We start from the raw sequence: 20,768 nt of genomic DNA, 5'->3' as shown, positions 1-20,768 counted from the left end.
GGTAATAGTTTATCTGACCAATTACCTATCAGAAAATAATAATTGTCTAGAAATCAATATACTCTTAAAGACCTGTTTCGTTGAATATCACCATAATAGACTTTACTCATCTACCAAATGAAGTAGTGTTAGCAAGGTCTTAGGGTGAAGAGGAAATTGCATTTTAAAGAACTGGCGGATAAATTTCAAATTTCTACACTGAAATCAACCCAATGGCTGGTTTTATGAACTAAGCAACTTACGTATATTAAATCAGGTGATGTGCTTGTTCTTTTTACATAAAGGCACGGCAGTACCGTGCCTTTCTTACTTAGGCAAACTCAGACCCTTCACATTTGTAGATAGATAAGGCTCAAAAGTTTGGAAATTTCCCAGTTTCTCGAACTTACCAGTTTCAGAGGCTGGGTCAAAGGCAGTGGTAATTACATAAAGTGCTTTACCATCAAAGGCAACATAACCAAGATGTTGCTCGTGTAGTCCACCCCCTCGCTTAATTCCTGAAAACCCGTAACGCATTCCCTGAAGTTTACCAAAAGGTACTTGTTGCGGAGATTGAGCGGAAAACACAATACGATCCCCATACACACCCCGACGGTCTTTTTCCAAACTACTATAATGGTCACTCACCCAAAGTTTAAGTGCTGATGCCAACTGGGTTTGGTACTTGGGGCTTTGGTAATCCACTTTTGAACTGGGTGGAATACCAGCTTTTGCCAACATTTGTTGGAAATTCGGCTGGTTTTCTAGTGGGTAAACCCCCATCTCGACCGTACCCAAAATCTTTCTATTGGAGGACACGCACAGTAGGGGTGCATTCCCATCACAAGCAGCAACCCGCCAGCCATAAGGGGCAGCCGTTTTTCCCAAGATACTCTTCCAGATATTTCCTTCATTTGGTTGAGAATTGCCGGATGTAGTTTGAGCCTGCTTTTGACCAGCATTGGCTTGTGCTACTGAAGATGGTTGCAATTTGTTATTAGAAGACAAGTAGGGGAGAGCATATTTTACAAATCCCACGGGTGTTAACACCGACAGCAAAATAGCACCAAGCAAGATGTGATAAAGTCGCAACATTTACAAAAAAGTGTATGAGATAGTAGATGGACAGCATCCACAAAATTTGTGGGTCTGTTGTGAAGAGAGTTTCTTCCCAATCTGGTATGCCAAGATACTGCTATGCCCATACAGATTACATACTAGGTCAATAAATTTCCGGAAATTTAAGAAGAACTCAGTTGGGCATCCCCATTAATAAATGCGCGCTTATTTAAAAACAGGCGGCTTAGTTCCTTTTTACCGTTTATTATTCTGACTACTGAGTTCTGTGTTCTGAGTTGTTTCTTTGCTCATAGCCAAATAAATATTGCTCCTACTTTCTCACGGTTAATTCCATGTCAAGATTTACTCATTTGTTGTGTTGTGAGTAAGTTTACCAGGAACTTAGCTCATGCTGAGAGAGTCGATGATTTTGGCTTGCTATTTTTGTAAACTCAGCTCTTGCACCTCTTGCCTTACTCTGGACGCAATAAACCCTATCTAGTAAAATAGTGCCTACTCTATTTAGTAATTTGTGCAATTAGTCAGGCAAGTTTGCACAAAATTTACTGAACATTAATCAAAAAATGTGAAAACATTAAAGCCATACCTTCTGTACTCACAGATCTTTTTAAGCAGATGAACAGAAAATTTGTCCTCTCCTTGCTTTCCAGTCCTGTGCTGTTTTCGTCTATTCTGTCTTTGGGGATGATGACCCAACCAGCTAGAGCAAATCAAACAGTGAATCCAGCGGCAAACAATCTCTCCTGTGTACGTTCCCCTCATCAAGCAACCCCTCGTTTAACCTGCTCACGGGTGAACAACACTGCTGGTTCATCTGTCGTAGAATTCGCAGCACCATCCCAAGGCGAGCAAAATCAAATTGCCGAAGAACTAGAATTTACTGATGAAGAAAGCGAAGCAGCCATAGCCAAATATGGTTGCGATTGCGTAGCTTGCATCAATGGTATTCGTCAAATGCGCGGTCTGGCTCCTGTGGCAGGATAGTTGATAAGCGAGAAAAATGACTATGAAAGAGCTAGGAAGTCTATTCTCTGGCTCTTTATTAATTGTGTCATTGTATGCAAAAGAACAATCAACCCAGTTCTAGGTTTGGCAAATACCTAAATACAAATACTATAAATATGACCAAAGATAGTTAACATTTTTTGGCAATTCTTAATAGAAAACCTCTTACTTTTTCTGCTAAATGAATACCATTTGAGCCAAAATGAATTCAATAGCTTTGCAGGGTTAAAATGCCTCAACTTACAAGCACAAAGAGTGAATGGCATCTGTAAGGGCTAGCTGCTACGCTAGAAACAGGTCAAGGAGCAAGCACCGTGAAGATAATTTAAACTCAAGGTGATGTAAATTCATAGTTCGTACCTCTGTTATGTCCTCTACCATTGATTCCTTACCACCAAATCTTGCTAAAATTGTCCAACGCTTCCAACGCGCCTCTGAGCCGAAGCGACGTTACGAACAGCTCATCTGGTATGGTCAGCGGCTCAAGGAGTTTCCAGAAGCTGACAAAGTCCCAGAAAACAAAGTTTCTGGCTGCGTTTCCCAAGTTCATGTGACAGCGACTCTGGAGGACGGTAAAGTCATATTCCAAGGTGATTCTGATTCTCAATTAACCAAAGGATTAGTAGGGCTTTTGGTCGAAGGGTTAAATGGACTCACCCCGAGTGAAATTGTGCAACTGACTCCAGATTTTATTCAAGAAACTGGTTTAAATGTCAGTCTGACCCCCTCTCGAGCTAATGGATTTTACAACATTTTTAAAACCATGCAGAAAAAAGCTTTGGAGTGTCAGTTAATAGCTAATGGCTAGCATATAGTCAATAGTCAATAGTCGATAGTAGAAGACTCTGCATTTTAGACTATGGACTGCCGACTATTGACTAATAAGAAAACTGAAATAACCAAACTTTATAAGAAAATATTTTGTTATGTCAACCAACTTATTATCTGCTCCCAATAGCGAGATTGGTGGAGTGGTTCAAGAATATTTCTGGAAGTGGGAAAACCAGCAATTGCGCGTTGTTTATGAAAGTCTGGGAAAAGGTTCACCACTCTTGCTACTTCCAGCTTTTAGTACCGTTTCCATGCGTTCAGAAATGGGCGAGATAGGCAAGTTACTCTCACCCTATTTTCAAGTAGTCGCAGTGGATTGGCCTGGTTTTGGGCAATCTTCGCGGCTTGCAGTAAATTATGGACCACCTTTGTATCAGCAATTTCTGGAAGATTTTGTCACCTCTGTCTTTAATACACCAGTCACAGTTGTTGCAGCTGGTCATAGCGCAGCTTATGTTCTGCAACTGGCAAATAAAAGACCATCAGTATTTTCGCGTATTGTTTTGGTAGCTCCCACTTGGCGCGGTCCCCTACGAGTTATGGGGGTAAATCCACAAATAGCTGGGACAGTCAGAGAATTGGTGCGATCGCCTTTCATTGGTCAAATTCTTTACAAGCTCAACACCTTACCCTCTTTTTTATGTATCGTCGCCACGTCTACGTTGATGCGGCAAAACTCACACCCGAGTTCATCCAGTACAAATGGCGTAATACTCAACAGCCAGGGGGAAGATATGCTCCCGCCGCGTTTGTCACCGGCACTCTCGATGCTGTAGACAACCAAGCTGATTTTCTAGCGCTTGTTCAAGGTTTGTCTGTACCGTTGATGGTGGTTATTGGAGAATCGAGTCCTCCTCAATCCCGTGCAGAAATGGATGCTTTGACAGCTTTAGGGGGCGTACAAACAGTCGTTCTTCCTGGTTCGTTGGGAATGTATGAGGAATACCCACAAGCTATTGTTAAAGCAGTTCAGAATTTTTTATTATCTTCAGGAAATTAGAATTATTTGTAGTTGGATGATGATTTTTCTAGAATTTAATTCAACTACAAGTCGTCATTAAAATATAAAACGATTAAGATAGGCGATAATGATTATCTAGAATAAAAGAGGCGAGGGCATGGTAGCTGACGTAATAACAGATTCAGTTCCCGTTACTGTTCTGACTGGCTATTTGGGAGCAGGTAAAACGACACTTCTAAATCACATCCTGACTCACGAACATGGCTTGAAAGTCGCTGTGATTGTCAACGAGTTTGGAGAAGTGGGTATCGATAATCAATTAGTTATCGATACAGATGAAGAAATCTTTGAGATGAACAACGGCTGCATCTGTTGTACGGTGCGCGGCGACTTGATTCGCATCATCGGTAATTTGATGAAACGCCGTGATAAATTCGACCACTTAGTCATAGAAACCACTGGTTTAGCTGACCCCGCGCCAGTTATTCAGACGTTCTTCATGGATGAAGATATGCGGGAAAAGCTGGAGTTAGATGCTGTGGTAACGGTGGTAGATGCCAAGCATATATGGCAGCACTGGGATGCGGAGGAAGCACAAGAACAGATTGCCTTTGCTGATGTGATTCTACTCAATAAAACCGATTTGGTGACACCAGAACAGCTCAATGAGCTAGAAAAGCGGATTCGGGGGATGAATGCAATGGCAAAAATCTACCGTACCCGCAATTCTGAACTATCGATGGATGCCCTGTTGGGTGTTAAAGCCTTTGACCTCAACCGCGCCTTAGAAATTGACCCAGAATTCCTAGGCGAAGATGCCCACGAACATGACGAAAGTGTCTATTCTGTGGCGTTAGTGGCAGAAGGTGCATTGGATGGCGACCAGCTAAATAATTGGATGGGAAAGTTACTGCAAACCCAAGGACCAGATATCTTCCGCATGAAGGGCATTTTGAATATCGCTGGGGAAGATAACCGCTTTGTGTTCCAAGGAGTGCATATGTTGTTTGATGGCAAACCTGATCGCCTGTGGAAACCAGACGAAACCCGCAAAAATGAACTGGTTTTCATTGGTCGTAACCTAGATGAAGCCCAACTTAGGCAAGATTTCCTGGCTTGCTTGGTATGAAGAAGAGATGGGGGGGAAGAGGAAACGGGGAGGGGAGAGTGGGAGAGGGGGGAAAGAAGAAATAGTCGGTTACTCCTCTTAACTCCCCCACGCCTTCACGCCTCCACTCCCCCAACTTGCCCAACTCCCTCCACTCCTCTTAACACAACCATGAACCCCTCAACCCTCAACTCTAAGGAATTTAAAGAGAAATATTCGGGGACGCTTTGCGATTATGTCACTGCGATCGCCTGGTCCCCAGAAGGTACAACCTTAACAGCCACTTCTGCTGCTGGTGAAGTCCTGCTGTGGCGGGATGACGACTTAGCAACTTTGCAGACTGGAAAAGGTGAATCAGTAGACTGTGTTGCCTTTTCTAAAAATGGGCAATTTTTAGCTGTTGGGGGACAGGATGGAAAGGTGAAAATTTGGCGAGAAAGTGAATTAATCGCCACATTGGAAAATGCCCCTGCTTGGGTTGATAAGCTGGCGTGGAGTCCTACCAATCATTTCCTGGCTTTCAGCTTGGGGCGTTACGTCCAAGTGTGGGACGCTGATACTCGCGAGATAGTTGTGACATTGAATTTTGATAACTCTTCGGTATTAGGTATCGATTGGCGTTGTGATGGACAATACCTAGCCATTTGCGGTTATCAGGGAGCAAAGGTATGGGACTGCCAAAATTGGAATGATGACCCGTACATCCTAGAAATACCTTCTGCTAGTTTAGCTATTGCCTGGTCGCCGGATGGCAAATTCCTTGCCTCTGGGAATATGGATCGCACCATTACCGTTGTGGAATCACACCTATTAATTTCTAGTAACGACCCTCAACCTTGGGTGATGCGAGGCTTTCCTGGCAAAATTCGCCAACTTGCATGGTCACAAATGACGATCCAGCAAGGCGCACCTCTGCTTGCTTGTTGCAGTGTTGACGGTATTGTGGTGTGGGAAAAGCAGGCTGATGATTCCTTAGGTTGGGAAGCAAGAGTTTTAACGAATCATGTTGGTATCATTCAAGCGATCGCCTTTGCACCTAAAAGCTTCCTTCTGGCTTCCGCTGCTGCTGATGGCTGGATTTGTTTGTGGAAAGAAGCAAAGGAAGTCTCCCAGATTCTCACAGGTGTGTCATCTGGGTTTTCAAGTCTCGCTTGGCATCCTCAAGGTCAGCAACTTGCTGCAGGTGGCGAAAATGGCGAATTGTTTATTTGGTCAAAAACGATGCGGGGTCACAACAAGTAAAAAGTAAAATGTAAAACAGATAAAAACTGATATTTATCTCAATACGGTTCAGTTAAGGTTGATGTGTAAAAAATCCACGTGTGTAGAGACGCGCCATGGCGCGTCTCTACATTGTGTTCCTGATAAAGATTCTGGTCTTATCTGAACGGTATTGATATTTATCTGTGTTTATCTGTGTGCATCTGTGGTTCAAAAATTCATAAATCTTATTTTTTCTAGAAGTCTATTGTATTGTGTTATGAGCGATTAAAACTAGGGATGAGACGCCGGAAAAATCTCATGAGTGGTGGTTCAATCTTGAGTTTAAAAGCGAGTATTTGGGTTCGCTGAAGAGTATTAAAGTTGTTGTCGCTGACAAGGATTAATGAAGGCTGACCGTCAGGGAATTTAGAACCGAGAGTTAAGCCTTCAATATTGTCTAGCGCTACATCTAGTTGTCTCAAATCTAAAAGCAGTTTTTTCTGAATAGGTTTGATTTTGTTGATATCAACAGCTAAAAGGCTATTGATATTGTGGATATTATCAGCACCTTTTAAGGAAATCTGAAACAGTGCAACAGAAAACCCTAAGCCAGTAAAAGTCCGCTCTATACTCAGAAAATGACCTTGATTATCAAGTGCAACTAAATCAGTTAATCCACTAGAAAATCGAGGAGAAATATTCAAAAAGGGTGTGACTGATTCAGTCTGGTAAAGAAATTCTTTTTCTAGCTGTTGTGTGAGCAAATTGTATTGCAAAATGCGGCAATGACTACCAATTTTTGGTTGAGCCTCTGAACCATCTTGAAGAAGAGCATTTTCCGTCGCTGTAAACAGAGACTTTTCGTTTGGTGTAATGGTGAGAGATTCAAAGGCTAAATTGTTACGAATACCTTGTTTACCGCTTTTGTCTGGCAAAAACTTATTAGAAATTGGTAGTGTAGTTAGTTCTTTTCCAGAAGATATTGAAAATTGTTTAATAAAAGGTTTTATCTGTTTTCTAGTATCGCCTTCAGAAGAAATATACACAGTATCTTTGTTCGTTAAGGCGATACCTTCTGGATCGATGCTACCAGCAGGAAAAGGTTGATTGCTTTCATTTAATAGTGTAGTGACACCAACAGGTACAACGCTACCATCTGTTAATGTTCCATTGTTTAGGTCAAATTTTAGTGTGTAGAAGCGAGCAGCAGCTTTTTCACTGCGGTCATCAGATATTATGTAATAAAGTTGTTTTTTGGCATCGTATGTCATTCCTGAAAACCCTCCCATTGGGGTTTTTTGGAAAGAGGAACCTGTGGGGAAAGTCGCAGAACCTATAAAATCTATTCCAGTTATTGGAAAAGTTGGGGCAGGTACATTGATGAAGATGAAAAAGACACCGATAATTAGAATTGGAATAAAAAACCAAATAATTCGTGGAAACTTCAAAAATTTTCTAATGAACTGCATTGTCAATTATTGCTGAACTGTGAAAATCACAAACACGATATCACGCTAGCAATTAACTTGGTCATTGACTTGTAGTAAACGCTTAAGCACTCACTCATCATGACTATTTTGAAGAAAGTTTACGAGCCAGTCTTTCACACTGCGAGTTGCGCGGCAGTCGTCTTCGTTGTAACGTTGGATAATTTCTAGTAAGGAGCGATCGCCCGTTTTTAACCACTCATCATACCAGTAAATACATTTCGCACCGCTCGCTTCTGCATCACGCCAGTTAAACCCTAACCATCGAGCAATTGTTTTTAAAGCATAACTTTCTACAGGCAACGTCACGCTTTGTGTTAAAATCTCATATACATCCACAAACCGACGCAGCACAGGTAACACAGAAGTGTGGGGAGTGTGGTAAAGCTTTGCTAGTCGTTTGACAGTATCAAATTCGTAAACACAAAAATGATAAATTGGTGCATCTGGATGTTCCCAAACCAAATCCAGAAATTGTTGCCAAATAACATTTTCTTCTTCTTGGTTTTCTGCCAAAAAAGAATAAAACTGTTCTGTTTTGGCTAGCCTGTCAACAACCAAAACCCCCAACAGGTAATTTAAATTTAAGTCTGGTTGCGCCTCAATATCAAAAAATATCTCTACAGGGGCTGTCAATAGGATATCTTCCCCAGAAAAAGCCCCCTGTGTAGAGTTTGCATCAGTATGTGTCGCTTTATCGAGGCAAACAGGAGTGTTCACAGCACAAGAGTCTACAATAAATTTTTTCGTTGATGGCAGGTATGGTATAATGAGCGGACGGTTTTCCAGGATAGATTTTGCTTGTAATACAAGCTTAGGTGCTACTGATCTGTCAAAACCGGGTAAGCGTTCCAGTTCAGTGGGATGAGTTTTCGCCAAAGATTCTACTGTTGTTATATCCAACGCTTGCAGTTGTGTGTAGCGAATTGGTGTCACTCCTGGTAACAAAGAGAGATGTTTCTGGGATTGTGCGACTCCATAACAATGACTGTACCAAGGGCAAAGACTGCAACGTTGACGAGAGATGAAGACCTCAGGAGCTTCGTCTGTTTCTAGAGTTTGAATACACTCATCCAGAATGTGCTGCATTTGTGGCATCCATTTCGCTAGATCCACAGGATAACCAGCTTCTTTCCCACGCAATATGAGCCAAGCTGTTTCCACGTCAATTTGTTGCACCGTCGCCAACACATAAGCGTGAAATGCTGCTACGACCTGATACTCCTGTTTAGGACGCTTACCCAGTTCAATATTACCCGGAACGTACATCCAATCTCCAAAGCGCGATTGTCCTGGTTTTTTGATGAGAATATCAGGACGACTCAGTAGTGTGTGTGTGTCAGAATGACTTGCGAGCAGCACCCCTTGATAAATGCACTCAACCCCCTGCTGCATCAACTCTAAAGTCGCTGCTTCTCCCGCCTTCCAACGTCCGTGTCGATATTGTGGTTGCTGATATGTAAACTGTGTCAAAACACTCATCTGATGAGCAACTTTGTCCTGGTACAGTTTCAGCAATAAGTCATTCCCATTCTCTCGCCAACTTTTGTCACCGTGAATGTCTAAAAAAGGTCGGCGCTTGCAGCGTTGATATTGCAGCAGTAGTTCAGCATTAATTAACATTCTTTTAAGGTAACAAAAATGAGCACTTTCTGGCAGTGACCCAAATAACTAAAGTTGATGTCATTTTGCACTCTTTTTGGTGAAGTGGAGGAGATGAGGTGGGGATATGGGAAGAGTGGGGGAGAATAACTATATGTCAATGTCATGACTAAATATCTTGATAACCGATGACTAGTATTTCTGCATCACCTACCAAGTTGCATCACCATAGACAGCTATTTCCAGGTTTGGTAAATAAGACATATTTTAACTACGGCGGTCAAGGACCAATGCCACAAACGGCTTTGGATGCAATCACTCACGCGCAAGCTTACATTCAGCAAATAGGTCCTTTTGGTACTGAGGTGAATCGGTGGATAGTACAGGAGGCAAAAGCTGCGAGAAATGCGATCGCCTCTGAGTTAAGTGTACCAGCTCAAACAATCACCTTAACTGAAGATGTCACCGTCGGCTGTAATATTGCCATGTGGGGTCTTGATTGGCGCTCTGGCGACCACATTCTGCTCTCAGACTGCGAACACCCAGGTATCATAGCAACTGCTCAGGAAATTGCGCGTAGATTCGCGGTTGTTGTCACCACTTGCCCTTTAATGGCAACTTTAAACGAAGGCAACCCCGTTGACGTCATTGCTCAACACTTACTTCCAAATACTCGCCTTGTGATACTGAGTCACGTTCTTTGGAATACAGGTCAAGTTTTGCCTATTGACAAAATAGCTGAATTATGCCTATTTCACTCGGTGAGACTTTTAATAGATGCAGCTCAGTCTGTAGGCTCAATGTCTTTAAATCTTACTGAATTGGGGGCTGATTTTTACGCCTTTACGGGTCATAAATGGCTATGCGGTCCAGGTGGTGTGGGAGGTTTGTACGTCCGACCTGAAGTGCGAGACAGCTTGAAACCGACATTTATCGGTTGGCGCGGTGTTATTTCTGACAGTAAAGCAAAGCCTGTAGATTGGCAACCAGATGGGCAACGCTATGAAGTGGCGACATCCAACTATCCACTTTACACAGGTTTCAGGGAGGCGATCACAGTTCATCAGCAATGGGGAACCGCAGAAGAACGTTACCAGCAAATTTGCCGCAAAAGTGAGTATCTGTGGCGACAGTTACAGACGATATCCGATGTTAAATGTTTGCGAACTTCCCCGCCAGAAAGCGGTTTAGTTTCATTTGAACTCACAACTCAAACACCTGACGCTAGTCGCCAACTCGTCGTTTTTTTGGAGTCACAAGGGTTATTTACTCGGACAATAGCCGATCCAGATTGCGTACGTGCCTGTGTTCACTATTTTACTCTAGAATCGGAAATTGACCAGCTAGTTGAAGGAATTCAACGATTTTGTCAAATGTAAGAAGTAGAAAGTGGGTAGTAGGTAGTAGATAGTGGTTAGTAGACAACTATCCACTAATAACTAACAACTAACAATTCATAATGGATAGACCAATTTTATATATAGCAATCACCAATCACGGCTTTGGTCATGCGACCCGTACCGCAGCCGTTGCTGCGACAATCCAAAAATTATGTCCCGAAGTCCTGCTCATAATGGTGACTACAGCACCACGATGGTTGCTAGAGTGCTACATAGAAGGAGATTTTATCCAGCGTCCCCGTGCGATGGATTTAGGTGTGGTGCAAGCAGATAGCTTGACAATGGATAAGGCTGCAACTTTAGAAAAATTACTTGATATTAAGAAAAATCAAAATTCTATCATTGCTTCTGAAGTCAACTTTATCCGTCAAAATCGCGTCAATCTTATCTTGGCAGATGTCCCCTTCCTGGCTTGTGAAATTGCCAAAGCAGCTGATATACCTTGTTGGATGATGAGTAACTTTGGCTGGGACTTGATCTACCGAGATTGGGGCGGTAGTTTTATAGACATTGCCGATTGGATTAGTCATTGCTACTCGAAGTGCGATTGCCTGTTCCGTCTTCCGTTCCATGAACCGATGCAAGCATTCAGAAATATGACAGATGTGGGCTTAACAGGCGGTTCTCCTCGTTACACTCCTGAAGAAGTAAGATCCACATGGGGAATTACAGCACCAAAAGAAAAAACTATCTTACTCACCTTTGGTGGCTTGGGTTTGCAACAAATTCCCTACGATAACCTGAAGCAATTTCTCGATTGGCAATTTATCACCTTTGATAAATCTGCCCCTGATTTGCCAAACATAGTACCAGTCACTGACCACAAGTACCGCCCTGTTGATTTTATGCCCATTTGTGGGCGAGTTGTTTCTAAACCTGGTTTCAGTACTTTTGCGGAAGCTACACGTTTAGGAGTTCCAATTGTTTCAATGACTCGTGAAGACTTTGCGGAAGCGGCTTTTTTATTAGAAGGTATTGCCAATTATAATCAGCATCAAATCCTGACTCCATCTGAGTTTTTCCAAGGGACTTGGGATTTCCTCAACAAAGCGCCAAATCAACCAAAGCAGTCGCAACCCATTGCTAAGGATGGAAATGAAACTATAGCTCATACTGTTCTCAACTATTTGCATCTCTAAAAACTCAAACTTGTAAAAGCAAGAAATTAGAGCAACTTATTCCTTAGGTAGGTTAAGCTTTTTACCGCTATAAGCTGTAACAGGGTACTGTGAAAAAAAGTAATTTTTATACTAAATTATATCGTCCTAAGTTTTGTCATGGAACAAAATCTATCTTCCCTGACTCTGAGCTTAGCCTCCGAAGATATACGTCGAGTTTTAGACAAACAAAAGGAAGAACGGCAAATTTTACTGACTCAGACGAATATTCTATTTGTGGCAAACAGTGCATTGCTCAGCGTTCTCACCATCGCCAGACTGCTTTCCGTCTTTAGCTTATTTAGTATTACAGAAGTTATTTTATTTTTAATAAATTTTACACTGTTGATAAATGCTTTACTGCCACGTCAATTCGTCATTACTCCCAACCCAGAAAATGAAAAATTTCTAGAGGGTTATTTAGCAATGCCACCCGAAGAATATCAGTTGCAGATGTTAGTTAACCTAGTAGAGACGTATAATGCTAACAAGCAGGCTATAAACGATATTTCTCAGTCGTTATTCTATGCTGCTGGTGTTACTTGGGGAATAGCCTTGGTTGCCTTGTTGCATGTGGTAGCTGTCTATTTTATACCCAATTTGCAGCAATAAATATGAATTCTTCCGAAAAATTTAATGATACAGAACCTGGTAGTAGTTGTGTGCATTTGCCAAAACCAGATCCAGCAAATATTACAGTCTTAACCCCCAACCTACCTAATAAACCAATCATTCCTTGGACTCACTTCGACTCTCCTTGGCTAGAAAGCGAAGAAAATCACCCAGAAGAAGCAGAGGAAGAGAGCTTAGAGTCAACAGTTAACACTCAAGAGCCTACAAACTCTGAACCAAAGAGTGATGACGAATCACCAATGACTCCTGAAGAGTGAAAGATGACTCACTACCAAAAGCTACTGAGGATTTCCACGACTGGTAAATCTTTACATAACATAACCCAAAAAGTTGAAGACGCAGTCGCCGAATCAGGGGTTGAGACAGGACTGTGCGTCCTGTTTATACGCCACACGTCAGCCAGTTTGCTCATTCAAGAAAATGCCGATCCCGATGTCCTGAAAGATTTAGCCAACTTTATGGCAAAACTCGTGCCAGAATCAGCCCAGTACATCCATGATGCTGAAGGTCCCGATGATATGCCAGCACACATCCGCACAGCTCTAACCCATACTTCAGAATTGATCCCCATTAATCGAGGTCACTTAGTACTGGGAACTTGGCAGGGAATTTATATCTGGGAGCATAGGCAACGAAGCCACAGCAGAGAATTGGTTATTCACATCTCTGGGGATGACAAATGACAAATGATTAATGACTAATGACAAATGAAAATTGCTGATTTCATTACCTGGTTTGAAAAATGGGCAAATCCGGCTTGGCAAGAAAGCTGGGACAATTGTGGTTGGCAAATTGAGCCTGGAGTATTGCAGGAAGACGCGCGGGTTTTGGTTTGTTTGACACCAACTTTAGCAGTCATGCAAGAAGCCATTGCTTTGTGCGATGCTGGTATCCGCGTTAATCTGATTTTCGCCCACCATCCTTTGATTTTCAGTCCGCCCAAGTCTTTACGCAGTGGCGACGCTATAGGCGAAATGGCACGGTTAGCTTTTACCTACAATATCGGTATTTACAGTGCTCATACCAATTTGGACCAAGTGGAAGATGGCACCGCTGACGTTTTGGCTCAAATTCTAGAACTTAAGGAAGTCTCTCCTGTAGTAACCACACAACCAGGCTTAGGATATGGACGTGTAGGGAATTTAGAGGCATCCATAACTTTAGGGGAGTTACTCGCAACAATTCAAACCCAACTTGCTCCTTCTCATCTGATTTCCTCTCCAGTGGCAGATTTAGAACAGGAAATTTCCCGAGTTGCCGTTTTGGGTGGTTCGGGAGCGAGTTTTATCTCGGCGGTTGTGAAAACAGGCGCTCAAGCTTATTTGACTTCTGACTGTAAATTCCATCAGTTTCAGGAAAGCCGTGATTGTGGTTTAATTTTAATTGATGCCGGACATTACGCCACAGAACGCCCAGCATGCGATCGCCTTGTGCAAAAGTTTAAGTATTTGAACTTAGACTGGGTACAGTTGAGTCAAAAAGATGAAGATTTTCGATCATTTTTTCAATAACCATGTACAAAGCCCAAGTTTTACATTTGGCAAAATTTTCAATCTCTTTTTTAAGAACTCTTTAAGAAAAAACCTTTATTTTAACCAATCCTTAATAAAAGCTACTGTACAATTGAGCGTTGAAGAAGCAATTGCTATAGCCGTAGCCATATTAGTTAGGACGCTGCTTGCTTGAGAACGGTTTCTATTGCATCACGTAAATTATCCGATTTGGGTAACAGCTTGCGAACCCTACTTTTTAACCATGCCCAACACTTTTCAATCCGATTAAGATCTGGCGAATAGGGCGGCAGATAGACTAGCTGACACCCTGCAGCTTGAATTAATTGGGCAATCCGACCACCATGATGAAACGTTGCATTATCTACAATCACCCACTCACCCGGACGCAACACCGGAATCAAACACGTTTCTAGCCAGGTCTCAAACACGGTTCGGTTACACGCCCCCTCGACAGTAAATGGCGCAATCAATTGCCCCTCTCGATACCCAGCAATCATATTAATGCGACCTTGCCGTCGACCCGATTTGAGGTCGTAGAAGCGTTCCCCAACAAGGGAGTATCCGTAGCCGTAGTTGTCGCGTTCATCCATACCAGACTCATCAACATATACCAGATGAGACGCTTTCGGGTTATCCAGTTGCGCTAACAACGCTGCCCGTTTAGCTTCATCTCGTTGACTATACCCGTATGTTTTTTTTTACGTGTATGTCCTATCTTTCGTAATGCCCTTGAAATCGTGCGTTGGCTAATTTCCCCATCCCATAGCTGTGCCATTTCGCTCTGGGTTTTATCCCCATGCTCTTTGACAAAAGTGCGAAACTTCTCCCAATCGCTGATTTTGCCGCTCTGCTGCGATGCTTTCCTCGGTTTGGGTTTGACATCACCCGTTTGGGCTTTGCGCTGCAACCACAAGTTAATCGTATTACGACTGATATTGAACACTTGGCTGGCTTCAGACTTCTTGAGACCGTCCAACTCAATCGCTTGCATAACTTTTTGCCGGAAATCATCACTATAAGCTTTAGCCATTGAAATGGGGTAGACGCTCTGGGAACTCTTTTAGTTTACGTCCTAATCTTGTTGGCTATAGCTATAACTATACAGGTGTGTTACCCATTTTGGAGAACTGGGGCAGCGTTACTGAACAATGGATTGATGCTAAGAAAAGTAAATGTTTCTGGCTGCGTAAAACCCTAACTAATCTCTGATAAGTCTACAAGGGTTTAAGTCAGAGACATCCTATTTCATACTTCCATTCTGCAATGTCACTTGAGCTAGTTGCTAGAACTTTACTCCGTTGCTTCACAAAAATGTATTGAACTAGGTAGACGCTTGTAGACGTGTAGTTCCTACTCAGAAGCTGAGGCTAATACGTACCATGCTGCGGCTTTTCGGAAGGGTAGCCCCTCTTTTCGTAGATGTCCGGAGGGTGGCTTCAACAGAGAGTAGGGGTAGGGTAAAGGCGAAGGACACGAAGTAGGAAATAGACCATTTTGCAATAACAAGGCAGTAGTTCACGGCAAGTTGCATTAGCAGAATTTGAACAGTGAACCATTTGTATCTACCTACTGAATTTTGCCTTTAAATCAACTTGTTCACGGTAAAGACCAGCGAGTAAGTATTCACCAGGGTGAGATTTTCCATGTTTGGAACCATCAAAATTGTTTTTTGAGGAAAGGAATTCAGTTTTATGCTACAACAAACAAGCAATATTGTTTCTGAGCAACCTCGGGTATTATTGGCATCAATGCGTAATTTGAAATTACATGTTTCTCGTTCCGCACCTTATGAGTTTGAGGATGTCATTTGTGGTTGTGACAGAGTTGATTTAATTACACCAATTTTTAATTCTAATTTTTTTAAAGTAACTAACAAGATCGCAAACCAGGCAGCAAAGATACTTAGAAATGGCGAAATTTTCTCATCATTAATTAACTATAAATTTGAGGTAGATAAAGAATATGATTTATTTTTCTTTTTCTGCCAGTCAATTCAAGACATTCTCGTGCTCAATTCTATTAAAGGTTGGCGGGACAAGTGCCGTTACGCCATTTGTTGGCTAGACGAAATCTGGGCAAAAGATATTGATAGTTGGCAATTTCAACTACAGCTTTTAAAAAACTTTGATTATATTTTCATGAACTTTAGTTCTAGTATGAATCAAGTTGCTGAGATTGTCCAACGTCCTTGCAATCACTTACCATATGGCGTTGACGCTATCAATTTCTGCCCCTATCCACGTGACCTTTATCGCTGTGTTGATGTCTTGAATATAGGGCGTCGTTCAGCAGTCACGCACCAAGCTTTACTAAAATTAGCAGCAGAGAAAAATTTCTTTTATATCTACGATACTATAAAAGATTTATACATGACAGATTACAGCTACCATCGGAGTCTCTATACGAATTTTGTAAAGAGAAGTGGTTATATGATAGTCAATAAAGCAAAATTTGATTTAATAGGTCAATCCAATCCTCAAGATGAAGTAGGTCCACGCTTTTTTGAAGGCGCATCTGGTGGCACAATAATGATAGGCATACCTCCCAAGTGTGAAGCTTTCACCGACAATTTTGACTGGTCGGATGCTGTTGTTGAGATTCCTTTCGATTGCCCAGATATATCTAATATCATTGCTAATTTGAATGCACAACCTGAACGTGTAGCAAAAATACGTAAAGACAACATTATTAACTCGCTCCTACGACACGACTGGGTCTATCGCTGGGAAAAAATTTTGGCAACAGTAGGGCTTGATGTCACACCAGGAATGCTAAAACGGAAAGCTTATCTCAAAAAGTTAACGGAAATCGTCAATGTACCACAAAGCCCAGACCACAAACCCCAACTTGCTTTAGTGGATTAAGATACTGAGAACCAGTCGCTGAGAGTGGGAATCATTTTGATGATAAATGATTCCCACTCTCGTTGAATCAGAGGGTCTTCTTAGTCAGGTGCTGCCGACAAAGTGCTATCAGTCAAATGATTTACAGCCTCACAGCCCTATACGACGCAGTTTACGCGGGTCGAATGAAACCGGAAGCATCCTCTAAACTGGCAATAAAATTCCCCCTGTGCAACACCAGAAGCTGACACAAGCAAAAGCGTATTTGCTCACAGCTGTGTTGTTTAGGCTCACAAAAGTGTCAAATCAAGCAAAAAAATTAAGATAAGAACCTTGAGGTGTTGTTATTTAAAACCATGAAGGATACAAGAGAATAAGCTAAGATCAAGTACATAGGGGTAAAAGTAAAGCAGAATCCCCGCACTTCCCAGCGATGCCAATGACTACAAGTAGGCTACTAAAACAACCGCAGGTGACGCTTATTTTGGAGTATCATTTATTACATAATGTTTGGCAGGGCTTACCAGAGACTCTTAACTTGGTCAGGAGAAATAGCGAATTATGTGACTTCTCGGAAGTCAACATTTTTTGAATGACCCCGACAAATATAGAGTGTAACTGGTGCAGTAACCGCGAACTTGATGACCCAAAAAGCCCGTAAAACTGACAAAAACAAACAAGACTTGGAGTTGGGTCAAAAAAGATACCTTCAAGTGGCTCGGATAACGAACCATAAAAAGGTATCGTATACTTGGGGCAAAGCTCAGACATTGACAGATTTAACTAGGTTTAAAAAGGCAGAAGCAGTAGATGCTACACCGCAAGATTTATCAATTGTGTTGCGATGGGCGGGAGGTATGCGTGTTCTTGCGGGACCAGCAACGCTGGATTGAACGCGCTCGCATCATCGATATAGAGGGAGACTTAGTCACCCTGCGTTATGAAACAGACGAAGAAGATGAAGTTTGTTCTTGGGAGGAAATGGTTCGCCTTGAAAGCATTGGCGCTGTAACGCAAAAATTAGCTTCAGTGCCACGCGGCAATGTAGAACCTCTTTTAACTGAAGAGTGTCCGGAAGTTGAACGTATCCGCAATCACTATCCAGACTCCAATAATCCAGACTAATCAAGAGTGAAGAATGAAGAGTAAAGAAAAACTATCCTTTTTTCTCCCCTTTCTTCATTCTTCTATCTTCGTTGCTCTATCTTTTCAGATTTTCTCTGTTCATTCTTCATTCTTCTATCTTAAGTCTTAGGACTCAGCACTTTTTTCGCTGTTACGTTCAAAAGCAGGGCAGTAACCTTCAAGAGTCACCTTGAAGTTATACAACGGAGACGCGGGATTCCAACAGCGCTGTCCTCTTTGGTAACGGCAAGTACCGCAGCAGTCAACATCAGACCAGATAAAGCGATCGCCACTTTGGTTAAGTAGTTCTCTTTGCGATAGTCCCCGCAATATCAAATCTTCTCCTTGCCAACGGGCTTCAATTAAACCTGTGTCGGCAAACTGTCGCCAACGCGGGTCGGCAGTAATTGCATCGGGTAGAGTAATTGTGACTACAGTTCCCAATTCCGTGAGTTCGCCTTCATAATTTGTTTCTGGGGCAGCTGGTTGTAAAAATGTTTCACCAATAGGCAGTTCCACCAAGGTGCCCGCAGCGGGAGAATGGAGATGGTATCGGTTTTGCAACTCTTCTAAACTTGTCAGGTCTGCCAAGTAAGCAGGAGAACCGTGGACGAAGATGACGTGTTGCGGTCGCAAATTATGAATCAACTGGGTAGTACCAGGACCATCACTATGCTGGGCAAGGAGATAGGTTTCGACCGTCGTCAGTTGTGAGTATTCTTCGTTAATTTTTATATTAGTTTTCTCTGGCAGAAGGATGAGCCAAGAACCAGTATCGGGTTCGCAGTATTGTCGTACGTCGGCTGTGGAGTCAGTGAGGATAATACAAGGATTGCCAAGATAAGGGCGCTGTTCTGGCATCATTCGACGTACACGGGGACGTATCCGTTCATCCCAAAATAGGGGTTGATGGCGGGCAAAGTTTTGTACTGACGAAGGGAGATTGGTTAGCAATTCTAAGTAAGCATCGCATCCAATGGCGACACTACCATCAACCCAAATATCTAAATCTCGTCCCGTGAAATGGTGATGACTGCGTAAAAGCATCAGCAGTTCTTGACCCAGCCCCAAACTAGGCGTGGGGAGTAGTACGGAGCAACGCTCCGCGATCGCGCGGTTAATTCTTTCGGCAAGTTGATTTTCTTGGCTACGGCGGTGGGGATGACGGGAAGTCCCATAGCTACCTTCAATAATCAGCACATCCAACTCTATTCCCCGTAATTCTTCCAACCGCAAACCTTCTACCAACCGCGAGTTTGATAAAAAAAAGTCGCCTGTATAAAGTACCTTGTAAGAGCGCTCTTGGGTGGTATAAGTGAGTAAAATTGCCACAGCCCCAGGTAGATGACCCGCAGGAAATAATTCTGCCACCAGACCATCTTTGAATTCTACTGGCGATCGCAATGGCAGCGCTTGACAAAATTGCGATACTTCCTGGCGGTCTTGCTCCAGCCAATTGAGAGGTAGCAACTTGCTTGTCACTTCGCTGGCATATATAGGTAACAACGGATATGCCTTGTGCAGCGCTAGCAACCCTCTGGCATGATCTGGATGGGCATGACTGACTAAGACTAAATCTGCTGGTAAGGGCGAATTTCCTCGACGTGCGGATTTTGTTAATCCCTTCACCAAGGGTGAAATATCCGCCAAGCCACAGTCAAGCAAAATACGGTGTGGTCCCATCCGCATCAACAAACAAACACCTTCATCATCGTGGTGAACACCAAAGGGCAAACATTCTAATTCACTCGCCCCCTCCCCCGTATCAATTCCAGAGGACACCAACAGGCGATCGCTCATGCTTTCCTCCCCTCCAACCTCATCTTTATGGACTTTTGCCCAATGCCAATTCCATAGGGGAGGACACTTGCATACGCAAGGACATCGCCGACGAAAGCAAAGTGTCCTTTTCGGACACTGTCCGTGGATGGTTTTTCCTTCCACACAGTGTCTATTGCCAGTTTAGTTATACATCCCCACACCATTGCAATGCTGATGCTCGCTTGGTCAACATGGCTACACCAAACTTGTGCAATGTAAACAAGTGGGTAATGAGGATTCTTCAACCTAGGGACTGGGGGCGGTGAGACCAGTGCTGCAGGAGGGTTTCCCTCCGTAGGCAACTGGCGAACCCGAAGGGTTTTCCATTGCCAGTTGCCTGCGACGGGAAACCCGTCTATGCCCGTAGGGCAGGCTTCCGCCAACAGCACTGGCTCCTCCACAGACAACCGGAGAACCCGAAGGGTTACTCCTTTGTTTTGTAACTTCAATGGGCAGAGCCATTGCCATGATAGTTATCTGAATCGTAAAATCCATTTTTCGTGCCAAAGAACAAGCACGAAACAGTGAAGACAATTGTTAATGCAGCTAAAATCAGCTTTACATCCATGTGTTTGTTGCCCTTTACGAAAGACTTTCTGATTTTAATAGAGTGATTTCGATGCCTAGAGAAATTTTCAGAAAATCTTTACTATGGTTAGAGAAATTCTGCAATAAGTAAATATACGACTATAAATTGGATCTTAAAACTTTTTGGCCAACCTGTCTACGCTATTAAGAAGAATTAGGACAATTAAAGATTTAAAATTAAATAAAATTAAAATTTTAACTTTCCGGAACTATCTACAAGGACTGATCAAGAGAGATTTCCCAGTATTGTGTCAGTAGCTTTTGTGACTAAAATGTACTGGGTTTATGATTAGCGATCGCCCTTGAGGAAAACTTTGCGATTTACTGAATGTCTCTGCATCCTCTATATGTCTTCGCAGTTCGTTTCCTAAAAAACACTTCAACCATAAAGAGTTAATATAGAATTGTTAAGGCTTCTTTACAGAATTTCT

The 20,768-nt window shown here is 42.6% G+C and carries 19 protein-coding genes and 1 pseudogene; 14 read left to right on the top strand and 6 right to left on the bottom strand.

Annotated features, from left to right (window positions below):
* Positions 1-306: 306 nt before the first annotated feature.
* Positions 307-1,074, bottom strand: coding sequence for a hypothetical protein (locus tag MAS10914_RS0108640; protein WP_017315524.1), 768 nt, complete (start codon positions 1,072-1,074; stop codon positions 307-309).
* A 600-nt stretch (positions 1,075-1,674) separates the two neighbouring features.
* Between MAS10914_RS0108640 and MAS10914_RS0108635 the strand changes: the two genes are divergently transcribed.
* From MAS10914_RS0108635 to MAS10914_RS0108615, 5 genes and pseudogenes are all read left to right on the top strand, one after another.
* Positions 1,675-2,043 (top strand): hypothetical protein, encoded by a 369-nt coding sequence (locus MAS10914_RS0108635; protein WP_033365019.1) that lies wholly within the window; start codon positions 1,675-1,677, stop codon positions 2,041-2,043.
* Positions 2,044-2,431: 388 nt separating this feature from the next.
* Positions 2,432-2,872 (top strand): SufE family protein, encoded by a 441-nt coding sequence (locus MAS10914_RS0108630; protein WP_017315522.1) that lies wholly within the window; start codon positions 2,432-2,434, stop codon positions 2,870-2,872.
* A 118-nt stretch (positions 2,873-2,990) separates the two neighbouring features.
* Positions 2,991-3,895 (top strand): annotated as a pseudogene (locus tag MAS10914_RS31515) (alpha/beta fold hydrolase).
* Between the two features lie 118 nt (positions 3,896-4,013).
* Positions 4,014-4,985 (top strand): CobW family GTP-binding protein, encoded by a 972-nt coding sequence (locus MAS10914_RS0108620; protein WP_017315521.1) that lies wholly within the window; start codon positions 4,014-4,016, stop codon positions 4,983-4,985.
* A gap of 150 nt (positions 4,986-5,135) precedes the next feature.
* The gene (locus MAS10914_RS0108615) at positions 5,136-6,206 is read left to right on the top strand and encodes a WD40 repeat domain-containing protein (RefSeq protein WP_017315520.1); all 1,071 of its coding nucleotides are present in this window, start codon (positions 5,136-5,138) and stop codon (positions 6,204-6,206) included.
* A gap of 236 nt (positions 6,207-6,442) precedes the next feature.
* On the opposite strand, the gene MAS10914_RS0108610 is transcribed toward MAS10914_RS0108615, so the two are convergent.
* Positions 6,443-7,636 (bottom strand): esterase-like activity of phytase family protein, encoded by a 1,194-nt coding sequence (locus MAS10914_RS0108610; RefSeq protein ID WP_017315519.1) that lies wholly within the window; start codon positions 7,634-7,636, stop codon positions 6,443-6,445.
* A 90-nt stretch (positions 7,637-7,726) separates the two neighbouring features.
* Positions 7,727-9,277 carry a TM0106 family RecB-like putative nuclease gene (locus tag MAS10914_RS0108605; RefSeq protein WP_017315518.1) on the bottom strand — a complete coding sequence of 517 codons (1,551 nt, stop codon included), beginning with the start codon at positions 9,275-9,277 and terminating at the stop codon, positions 7,727-7,729.
* 167 nt (positions 9,278-9,444) lie between these two features.
* On the opposite strand from MAS10914_RS0108605, the gene MAS10914_RS0108600 reads away from it, so the two are divergent.
* From MAS10914_RS0108600 to MAS10914_RS0108575, 6 genes are all read left to right on the top strand, one after another.
* Positions 9,445-10,635, top strand: coding sequence for an aminotransferase class V-fold PLP-dependent enzyme (locus MAS10914_RS0108600; RefSeq protein ID WP_017315517.1), 1,191 nt, complete (start codon positions 9,445-9,447; stop codon positions 10,633-10,635).
* Between the two features lie 80 nt (positions 10,636-10,715).
* Positions 10,716-11,795: a hypothetical protein gene (locus tag MAS10914_RS0108595; protein WP_017315516.1), complete on the top strand. Its 1,080-nt coding sequence runs from the start codon at positions 10,716-10,718 to the stop codon at positions 11,793-11,795.
* Positions 11,796-11,933: 138 nt separating this feature from the next.
* Positions 11,934-12,425, top strand: a complete 492-nt coding sequence (locus MAS10914_RS0108590) for a hypothetical protein (protein ID WP_017315515.1) — start codon at positions 11,934-11,936, stop codon at positions 12,423-12,425.
* Between the two features lie 2 nt (positions 12,426-12,427).
* On the top strand, positions 12,428-12,703 hold the full coding sequence (locus MAS10914_RS0108585) for a hypothetical protein (protein WP_017315514.1): 276 nt from the start codon (positions 12,428-12,430) through the stop codon (positions 12,701-12,703).
* A 3-nt stretch (positions 12,704-12,706) separates the two neighbouring features.
* The gene (locus tag MAS10914_RS0108580; RefSeq protein ID WP_017315513.1) at positions 12,707-13,129 is read left to right on the top strand and encodes a secondary thiamine-phosphate synthase enzyme YjbQ; all 423 of its coding nucleotides are present in this window, start codon (positions 12,707-12,709) and stop codon (positions 13,127-13,129) included.
* Positions 13,130-13,153: 24 nt separating this feature from the next.
* Positions 13,154-13,957, top strand: coding sequence for a Nif3-like dinuclear metal center hexameric protein (locus MAS10914_RS0108575; RefSeq protein ID WP_017315512.1), 804 nt, complete (start codon positions 13,154-13,156; stop codon positions 13,955-13,957).
* A gap of 155 nt (positions 13,958-14,112) precedes the next feature.
* Here the strand turns inward: MAS10914_RS0108575 and MAS10914_RS33485 are convergent.
* A protein-coding gene (locus MAS10914_RS33485; RefSeq protein WP_198014941.1) for an IS630 family transposase occupies positions 14,113-14,990 on the bottom strand; the annotation gives its coding sequence in 2 pieces (ribosomal slippage) (positions 14,113-14,658 and positions 14,661-14,990; 876 coding nt in all).
* Between the two features lie 661 nt (positions 14,991-15,651).
* Between MAS10914_RS33485 and MAS10914_RS0108560 the strand changes: the two genes are divergently transcribed.
* The 3 genes from MAS10914_RS0108560 (at position 15,652) to MAS10914_RS0108555 (ending at position 17,928) form a co-directional block, all read left to right on the top strand.
* On the top strand, positions 15,652-16,824 hold the full coding sequence (locus MAS10914_RS0108560; RefSeq protein WP_017315511.1) for a glycosyltransferase: 1,173 nt from the start codon (positions 15,652-15,654) through the stop codon (positions 16,822-16,824).
* Positions 16,825-17,444: 620 nt separating this feature from the next.
* Positions 17,445-17,696 carry a hypothetical protein gene (locus tag MAS10914_RS34900; RefSeq protein ID WP_017315510.1) on the top strand — a complete coding sequence of 84 codons (252 nt, stop codon included), beginning with the start codon at positions 17,445-17,447 and terminating at the stop codon, positions 17,694-17,696.
* A complete protein-coding gene (locus MAS10914_RS0108555) occupies positions 17,614-17,928 on the top strand; it encodes a DUF6679 family protein (RefSeq protein WP_026082421.1) in 315 nt (104 codons plus the stop codon). The genes MAS10914_RS34900 and MAS10914_RS0108555 overlap by 83 nt, the downstream gene beginning before the upstream one ends.
* Before the next feature lie 126 nt (positions 17,929-18,054).
* On the opposite strand, the gene MAS10914_RS0108550 is transcribed toward MAS10914_RS0108555, so the two are convergent.
* Both MAS10914_RS0108550 and MAS10914_RS35435 read right to left on the bottom strand, forming a co-directional pair.
* Positions 18,055-19,728 (bottom strand): MBL fold metallo-hydrolase, encoded by a 1,674-nt coding sequence (locus tag MAS10914_RS0108550; RefSeq protein ID WP_017315508.1) that lies wholly within the window; start codon positions 19,726-19,728, stop codon positions 18,055-18,057.
* Positions 19,725-20,150 carry a hypothetical protein gene (locus tag MAS10914_RS35435; RefSeq protein WP_017315507.1) on the bottom strand — a complete coding sequence of 142 codons (426 nt, stop codon included), beginning with the start codon at positions 20,148-20,150 and terminating at the stop codon, positions 19,725-19,727. The genes MAS10914_RS0108550 and MAS10914_RS35435 overlap by 4 nt, the downstream gene beginning before the upstream one ends.
* Between the last annotated feature and the right edge of the window lie 618 nt (positions 20,151-20,768).

It is taken from the genome of Mastigocladopsis repens PCC 10914 (assembly GCF_000315565.1).
Lineage (GTDB): Bacteria > Cyanobacteriota > Cyanobacteriia > Cyanobacteriales > Nostocaceae > Mastigocladopsis > Mastigocladopsis repens.
The sequence above is the reverse complement of the archived record's forward strand: the minus strand, read 5'-3'. Positions and strand labels throughout refer to the sequence as shown.

Excerpts from the sequence above, each read along its gene's own strand:
- MAS10914_RS0108600 (WP_017315517.1), top strand. The coding sequence starts at position 9,445 with ATGACTAGTATTTCTGCATCACCTACCAAGTTGCATCACCATAGACAG.
- MAS10914_RS0108610 (WP_017315519.1), bottom strand. The coding sequence starts at position 7,636 with ATGCAGTTCATTAGAAAATTTTTGAAGTTTCCACGAATTATTTGGTTT.
- MAS10914_RS0108635 (WP_033365019.1), top strand. The coding sequence starts at position 1,675 with ATGAACAGAAAATTTGTCCTCTCCTTGCTTTCCAGTCCTGTGCTGTTT.
- MAS10914_RS0108605 (WP_017315518.1), bottom strand. The coding sequence starts at position 9,277 with ATGTTAATTAATGCTGAACTACTGCTGCAATATCAACGCTGCAAGCGC.
- MAS10914_RS0108585 (WP_017315514.1), top strand. The coding sequence starts at position 12,428 with ATGAATTCTTCCGAAAAATTTAATGATACAGAACCTGGTAGTAGTTGT.
- MAS10914_RS0108595 (WP_017315516.1), top strand. The coding sequence starts at position 10,716 with ATGGATAGACCAATTTTATATATAGCAATCACCAATCACGGCTTTGGT.
- MAS10914_RS0108555 (WP_026082421.1), top strand. The coding sequence starts at position 17,614 with ATGCTACACCGCAAGATTTATCAATTGTGTTGCGATGGGCGGGAGGTA.
- MAS10914_RS0108575 (WP_017315512.1), top strand. The coding sequence starts at position 13,154 with ATGAAAATTGCTGATTTCATTACCTGGTTTGAAAAATGGGCAAATCCG.
- MAS10914_RS0108620 (WP_017315521.1), top strand. The coding sequence starts at position 4,014 with ATGGTAGCTGACGTAATAACAGATTCAGTTCCCGTTACTGTTCTGACT.
- MAS10914_RS0108580 (WP_017315513.1), top strand. The coding sequence starts at position 12,707 with ATGACTCACTACCAAAAGCTACTGAGGATTTCCACGACTGGTAAATCT.
- MAS10914_RS34900 (WP_017315510.1), top strand. The coding sequence starts at position 17,445 with ATGACCCAAAAAGCCCGTAAAACTGACAAAAACAAACAAGACTTGGAG.
- MAS10914_RS0108590 (WP_017315515.1), top strand. The coding sequence starts at position 11,934 with ATGGAACAAAATCTATCTTCCCTGACTCTGAGCTTAGCCTCCGAAGAT.
- MAS10914_RS0108560 (WP_017315511.1), top strand. The coding sequence starts at position 15,652 with ATGCTACAACAAACAAGCAATATTGTTTCTGAGCAACCTCGGGTATTA.
- MAS10914_RS0108640 (WP_017315524.1), bottom strand. The coding sequence starts at position 1,074 with ATGTTGCGACTTTATCACATCTTGCTTGGTGCTATTTTGCTGTCGGTG.
- MAS10914_RS0108630 (WP_017315522.1), top strand. The coding sequence starts at position 2,432 with ATGTCCTCTACCATTGATTCCTTACCACCAAATCTTGCTAAAATTGTC.
- MAS10914_RS0108615 (WP_017315520.1), top strand. The coding sequence starts at position 5,136 with ATGAACCCCTCAACCCTCAACTCTAAGGAATTTAAAGAGAAATATTCG.
- MAS10914_RS0108550 (WP_017315508.1), bottom strand. The coding sequence starts at position 19,728 with ATGAGCGATCGCCTGTTGGTGTCCTCTGGAATTGATACGGGGGAGGGG.